Source organism: Sulfuricurvum sp. RIFOXYD12_FULL_44_77 (assembly GCF_001830725.1).
Taxonomy (GTDB): domain Bacteria; phylum Campylobacterota; class Campylobacteria; order Campylobacterales; family Sulfurimonadaceae; genus Sulfuricurvum; species Sulfuricurvum kujiense_A.
Window position 1 is genome coordinate 1 of the sequence record NZ_MIBU01000144.1, and the last position, 6,062, is coordinate 6,062.

General features: G+C 46.0%; 6 protein-coding genes and 1 pseudogene. All 7 read right to left on the minus strand.

The annotated features are described in order from the left end of the window. A partial coding sequence (locus A2517_RS06065) for a hypothetical protein (RefSeq protein WP_294895144.1) occupies positions 1–237 on the minus strand: 237 nt, incomplete at its 3' end. Then, positions 224–1,567, minus strand: coding sequence for a hypothetical protein (locus tag A2517_RS06070; protein ID WP_294895146.1), 1,344 nt, complete (start codon positions 1,565–1,567; stop codon positions 224–226). The genes A2517_RS06065 and A2517_RS06070, both read right to left, overlap by 14 nt. 9 nt (positions 1,568–1,576) lie before the next feature. Continuing rightward, entirely contained in the window at positions 1,577–2,278 is a 702-nt protein-coding gene (gene cysE, locus A2517_RS06075) for a serine O-acetyltransferase (protein ID WP_294895148.1), read from the minus strand. 9 nt (positions 2,279–2,287) lie between these two features. After that, positions 2,288–4,117 (minus strand): biosynthetic arginine decarboxylase, encoded by a 1,830-nt coding sequence (gene speA, locus A2517_RS06080; protein ID WP_294895150.1) that lies wholly within the window; start codon positions 4,115–4,117, stop codon positions 2,288–2,290. A 10-nt stretch (positions 4,118–4,127) separates the two neighbouring features. Further along, positions 4,128–5,345 carry a histidine--tRNA ligase gene (gene hisS / locus A2517_RS06085; RefSeq protein WP_294895152.1) on the minus strand — a complete coding sequence of 406 codons (1,218 nt, stop codon included), beginning with the start codon at positions 5,343–5,345 and terminating at the stop codon, positions 4,128–4,130. Further along, positions 5,342–5,923, minus strand: a complete 582-nt coding sequence (tmk, locus tag A2517_RS06090) for a dTMP kinase (RefSeq protein WP_294895154.1) — start codon at positions 5,921–5,923, stop codon at positions 5,342–5,344. Before tmk ends, hisS begins: the two co-directional genes overlap by 4 nt. Then, a pseudogene (locus A2517_RS06095) lies at positions 5,908–6,062 on the minus strand (pantetheine-phosphate adenylyltransferase); the annotation flags it as partial. The pseudogene A2517_RS06095 and the gene tmk, both read right to left, overlap by 16 nt.

Sequence of the window (6,062 nt, forward strand, 5' to 3'; positions counted from 1 at the left end):
ACCGTTCATATCGTACCATTCGATTTGGTAGACGAACCCTTCGACTTCATCAAAATCATCGTTTTCAAGCTCGGCAACGACTTTGAGCAAAGAACCCTCTTGGATACTTTTATGCATAACGATATCGACCCGTTTTTCGCCGATAATCGTAATATTTTTAGAAGCACATCCGCTGAATACTATCCCTGTTAACAAGGCTAGAGAGAGTGAAAAAAAGGCAGTTTTAGTAGGTGACATGATGAATCCTTATGTTGTCCGAAGTTAAATAGTTGACCAGTATAACGGCACCTTTCTTATCGTTCGGGAGTTGTATTGACTCTTTATATTCATTCAGCATGATATCGAGAGTATCTCCTTTTTTGACTTTAAATTTGGAAATAAAGCCTGAATTGGGGAGGAGTTCCCAATTACGGAAATCCTGATCGGCGTAGGAACTTCCAAAATCCATAGTAATCGAAGCGATTAGTCCGCCGAGATCGCCGAATTTATCGCTGATTTGTTTGGCCGCCACCGCTTTGGTTGTTGCCCGAACGACCCCTTTTGCCAGATCGGAGGGGAGTTCGTCTTTAAGTGTTTTATAGGCCATTAGATCCGATCTTAAAAGTCTCGGCGGATTGAGGCGGAGGGTAGCGGTTGAGAGAGCAACGGAGTTGAGATCGTTGATCGGCAAAGAGTACGAAGGTAAATCAAGGCTGGTATATTCGGCCGCATGAAAAATAGGAAAACGGATCTTTTCGATTTTTAGCGAGGGGGCTTCACCCGATAAAATAATAACAGTAACCTCCATCGAGGGTGTTTTTGGATTGATTTTAGAGGAAGCAAATGCTTTGGAAACATTCGGATTGAGGGCTACTGCCCGTTTTAAGCTAATGGCGGACGCATCACCCGAAGCAGCTGAGTGACCCGCGATATCCACAATAATGCTGCTGAGAGTATAGGAAAAAGGGTCTTGGTAATTATTCGCCATCATGCGAACGTCAGGGTCTTCGAGCATTATCCCCATTGAGTATCCCGAAGGGATTGAGGTGACATCACTCCCCTGACGTTGTGCTTTTGCCTTTTCATCTGCCGCATCTTTTATTTTTTCTTCGCTCTCTCTGAGCCAAAATTCTTGACGCATCTCCATACGGCGCATCTCTACTGCTGCTCCTTCGAAATCCCCGAGCATCGCATAATTGAGAGCATTAAGGGTATGCATGAGGGAACGTTCATATCCTTTGGCGTAATAGGTCTCAGACCCTTTTGAGAGGAGTGAGGAACCTATAAAAGAGCCGACATTACGAATACTGACTTTAGCGCGATTTTCATATTCGTCTAAAATTGCATAACTCTTTTCAAATGAGGCTATAGAGGTATTAAAGTCACCGTTAGCTTGCTGAAGGCGTGCGAGATTGAGCCAATGCCACATTTCATCGTCGTTAGAGGTATCGGCACTCAGAGATGAAAGGGTGAGGGGGAAAAGGGCGGGGGATAATCCGCTTCGCACTTGATTCGAAGTGAGAGATGCAGCAGAAAGTTGAGTCAATAAAAAAGAGAGCAACAGTGAAATTTTTAAAAATTTACTCATTTGAAAAGGTCAATTTTTCATCGCCTTAATAAACGATTCGTAGATATTTTCAAGCTGCAGGTCTTGTTCTAAAATCTCGGTGTTGTCTTGAACCATATAGTGCTCCAAAACGGCAACACGACGGAGAAGGTACTCGAACATCTCTTTGTTGATGTCGGGGAGTTTGTTATGGCTGAAAGGGTCTTTGTCTCGCCCTTTTTGGATGACGTGTGCGGGGATACCGATAGCGGTGCTGTTATCGGGGACTTCGCGGACGACAACAGAATTGGCACCGATTTTGGAGTTGATTCCGATCGTGATATTTCCGAGAACTTTTGCTCCGGCTCCGATTACAACACCGCTTTTGATGGTAGGGTGGCGTTTACCCGGAGTGAGGCTGACTCCGCCGAGGGTGACCCCCTGATAGATAAGGACATCATCTTCGATAATCGTTGTTTGCCCGATAACGACACCGAAGCCATGGTCGATAAAAACACGTCGACCGATCGTAGCACCCGGATGGATATCAATATTGGTAAAAAGTTGATTGATCCCCATTAGAATACGGGCAATTGCACGGAAGCCGCTACGGTAGAGGCGGTTGGAGATACGGTACCAAAAGATGGCCCATACACCCGGATAGTTAAAAAAAAGTTCGATTCGAGAACTGATTGCGGGATCATTTTTATAAACATTCGAAAAATCTTCGGCAATTTCAGAAAAAAGTCCCAAATTCAATCCTTATCGTGTCGTTCGGAGGTACCCGTTTTGGTACAAGTACATTTCGAGTTTTTGAAGTGTATCACTTTTTTCTTCTTCTGTCCTAAAATCACTGGATGCGAGTTTATTTTTAAGGTTTGTGAGAAGTTTAGAAGCGTCATACCCTATGTCTTCTAGAATATTGAGAACATTATCCGACTCGGTGAAATTTTCGATTTCATACCCTGTATCACTAATAAGAATCGTACATTCGCTCGGATGGGTGAAAAGGTTGTGGTTCATCCCCAAGGTTTCTTGATACGCACCGACGTTGAAGAAAGCGAGGAAATACTCCTCTTCATCGAGATCGATATCATGAAGGTACAACGGAGTTTCGGGCTTAAATCGGATCTCTCCGTCACTGTCACAAGTAATATCCCACAGGCTCGCCGCACGGATAGCGGGGATATCGAGACGATCGAGCGGCATAATCGGAAACTGCTGCTGCAATCCCCAATAATCGGGGATACTTTGGAAGATTGAGGTGTTGATCAAATAGCGCTCTTGAAGCTTCACCTGTAAGCGCTCGATCTCCGGCATCGGATTATCCTGAGAGAGGTAGAGTGATTTTTTGATGATCTGGTGTACCAAAATCTCTGCATTGGAGCGGTCTTGGAGGTCAATGTGTCCAAGGTTAAACAAGGTGAGCAAAGACTCCATGTGATCGAGCGCATCATGCATATACTCGATGCATGTACGCGGAGAGAGGAGGGAATTAAGTTCCCGCAACTCTTCGATCAACGGCGGATTGTGCTCTTTGAGTTTGAGTGATTTGGCTTGGTAATCGTGGCTGAAAAGCTCCAAAACGGGGGCGATCAAAACGGAGTGCGATGCGACGATAAAGCGTCCCGATTCTGTGAAGATATCGGGGTGGGTTACCCCTTTGGCATTCATAATTTCACGGAGCAAAAAGACGACACTGTTGGAAAACTCTTCGAGGGTATAGTTACGCATCCGAGTCGAGGTGTGTTGGGAATACTCTACTGCAAGTCCTCCCCCGATATTGATTGCTTGGAGGTTGTCGGCACCCATTTTTTTGAGTTCGGCATAGATATTTCCCGCTTCGCGCAAGACACGCTTCAAAGGGGCAATATCTTGCATCTGGCTTCCAATATGAAAATGGATCATACTGAAATGTTCGAGCATGTTGTTCTCTTGGAGCATCAACATCGCTTCGATAAGCTCCGTGGAAGTGAGACCGAATTTAGCGCTCATACCGCTGCTCTTTGCCCAAATACCGCTCCCCTCAGACTGTAAGCGGACACGGATACCGATGTTAGGGACTTTCAAACCGCACGATTGGGCGACGTCGATAATCCATTCGAGTTCACCTAAGCCTTCGATCGTGATCGTGATGTTATGACCCATTTGCGCCGCCATAAAGCCCAGCGTTACCATCTCTTCGTCTTTGAAGCCGTTAACGGTGATCGGCGCACCTATAGCGGTTTTGGCCATCGCGAGGGCAAGTTCCGCTTTGGAACCCGCTTCTAAACCGTAGCTGTATTTTTCACCGAGTTCGACGATAGCATCGACCGCTTCAGGAAACTGGTTTACTTTGAGAGGGAAAACGGCGTGAAATTTACCGGTATAATCGTTCTCGAAAATAGCGCGTCGAAAGTTAGAGTACAAAGCATCGATTTGTTTGCTGATCAGGTGGGGAAAACGCAAGATAAGCGGTCCGCGAAGGTTGGTTTTACGTACCTTTTGGGTGATTTCAAGCAATGAGGGGGAACTTTTATAGTTGACTTTGATCTTCCCTTGATCAATCATAAAGTTGTTTTCACCCCAAATATCTATTCCGTATGTTTTCACATCATCTCCCTTATACAAAAAAATCATTTAGAGGGATAAGAGATTCGGTTTTTTCGACTAAATCTTTCACCCAGATAGTGTTTTGAACCAGCTCGTTTTCTCCGATTACGGCGCAATAGCGGGCATTGATGCGATCAGCTCCCTTAAGGTGCGCTTTGAGTGAACGTGCCTCGTATTCGACGACCGCTTTATCGCTTCGACGTATTTTTTCGGCGCATAAAAGTATCGGTGCGATGGCTTCGGAATCCATGGCTCCCAAATAATACCCCTCGCGTACGGATTCGGGCATCACGATAAGTTCCATCAATCGTTCGATCCCGAGAGCAAATCCCACAGCAGGGGTCGGTTTTCCGTCTAAAAATTCGATAAGACGATCATACCGTCCGCCGCCGGCGATGGCACTTTGGCTCCCGATATTATCGCTGACGAACTCAAATGCCGTTTTAGAGTAGTAATCCAATCCCCGTACAAGGTTGGTGTCAATCTCATACGCGATAGCGTGCTGATCCAAAATCGTTTTTAACGTATCAAAATCGCTCTGGCAGCCGTCACAGAGGTTGTTGATTAATTTCGGTGCATTTGCATAAAGGCTTTGGCATGCTTCGTTTTTACAGTCCAACACACGGATAGGATTGGTGAGCTTGCGGCGTTCACAGTCGCCGCAGATCGCATCACCGCAGCTCTCGACAAAACTGACGAGCTTTTCACGATACTCTGGCATACAATTTTGATCACCGAGGGAGTTGAGTTTGAGGCGATACCCGATACCGAGCGCTTTGAGGATATCGGCAACCATCATAATCATCAATGCGTCTTCGTAGACGGAATCGACGCCGAAACTCTCGACACCGAACTGATGAAACTCTCTCAAACGCCCTTTTTGAGGACGTTCGTAGCGAAACATCGCTCCGTGGTAATAAAAGCGGTGGATTCCCCCCTTTTTGTCGAGCTTGTGCTGTACAAATGCTCGGACGACACCGGCTGTCCCCTCTGGGCGCAGACAGACGTCGTTCTCCCCTTTGTCGATAAACTGATACATCTCTTTGCCGACGATATCGCTGGATTCTCCGACCGAGCGTTTGAACAGTGCCGTCTCTTCGAGCAGAGGAGTTTCGATGTAGTGAAACCCGTATCGCTTGGCAATAGTGGAAGCTGTGGCTAGAAAATATTCAAAACGTTCATAATCATCCGAGAGGATGTCGTTCATTCCGCGCAAAGATTGGATCATAAGGCTCCTTTGATAAAGGTGGTAATTTCGTTTGTAATGGTATCGATAGATTGTGTCGCATCGATTACGACGGTTTGGATTCCCAGTGCATAGGCCGAAGCGATGAGGGCATCTTGGATACTGAGGAGATACTCCATGCCGCGTGATTCGATCACATCGTGCTCTTTTTGGCTCAATCTATAGCTGAGCTCTTCAGGTGTCAATTTTAGAATAAACACCACCTCGGGAAGTGTTCCATTGGTGGCAAGACGGTTCAGCGATACGAGTGTCGATTCATCGCAGAGGTTTTGGACACTGGCATACGCCATTCCCGATACGGCGGATCGGTCACTGATAATGAGCTTATTCATATTGGGTAATATTATTTCTTCCGTATGTTCGGCACGATCGGCCAAAAAGAGCAAAATTTCAGCCATTTTACTTTTTAAATTACCGAATAAAACCATGTTTCGGATTTCGACACCTGCGGGAGTGCCACCCGGTTCTTTGGTAATCAGTGCTTCGGGAAAAAGGGAACGAAGCGCTTCGATCTGGGTGCTTTTTCCGGCAGTGTCTATCCCTTCTATCGCAACGTACATGATTTCATACTCCCGATAACATTTTGAACCGGCTCAGGAAGCAAATGGACCGTTTTACCGTTGAATTTTAGCAAATTTCGGACGATGGAGGAGCTAATAAAGGCGTGTTTGAGTTTCGGCATCAGATAGACCGTTTCGA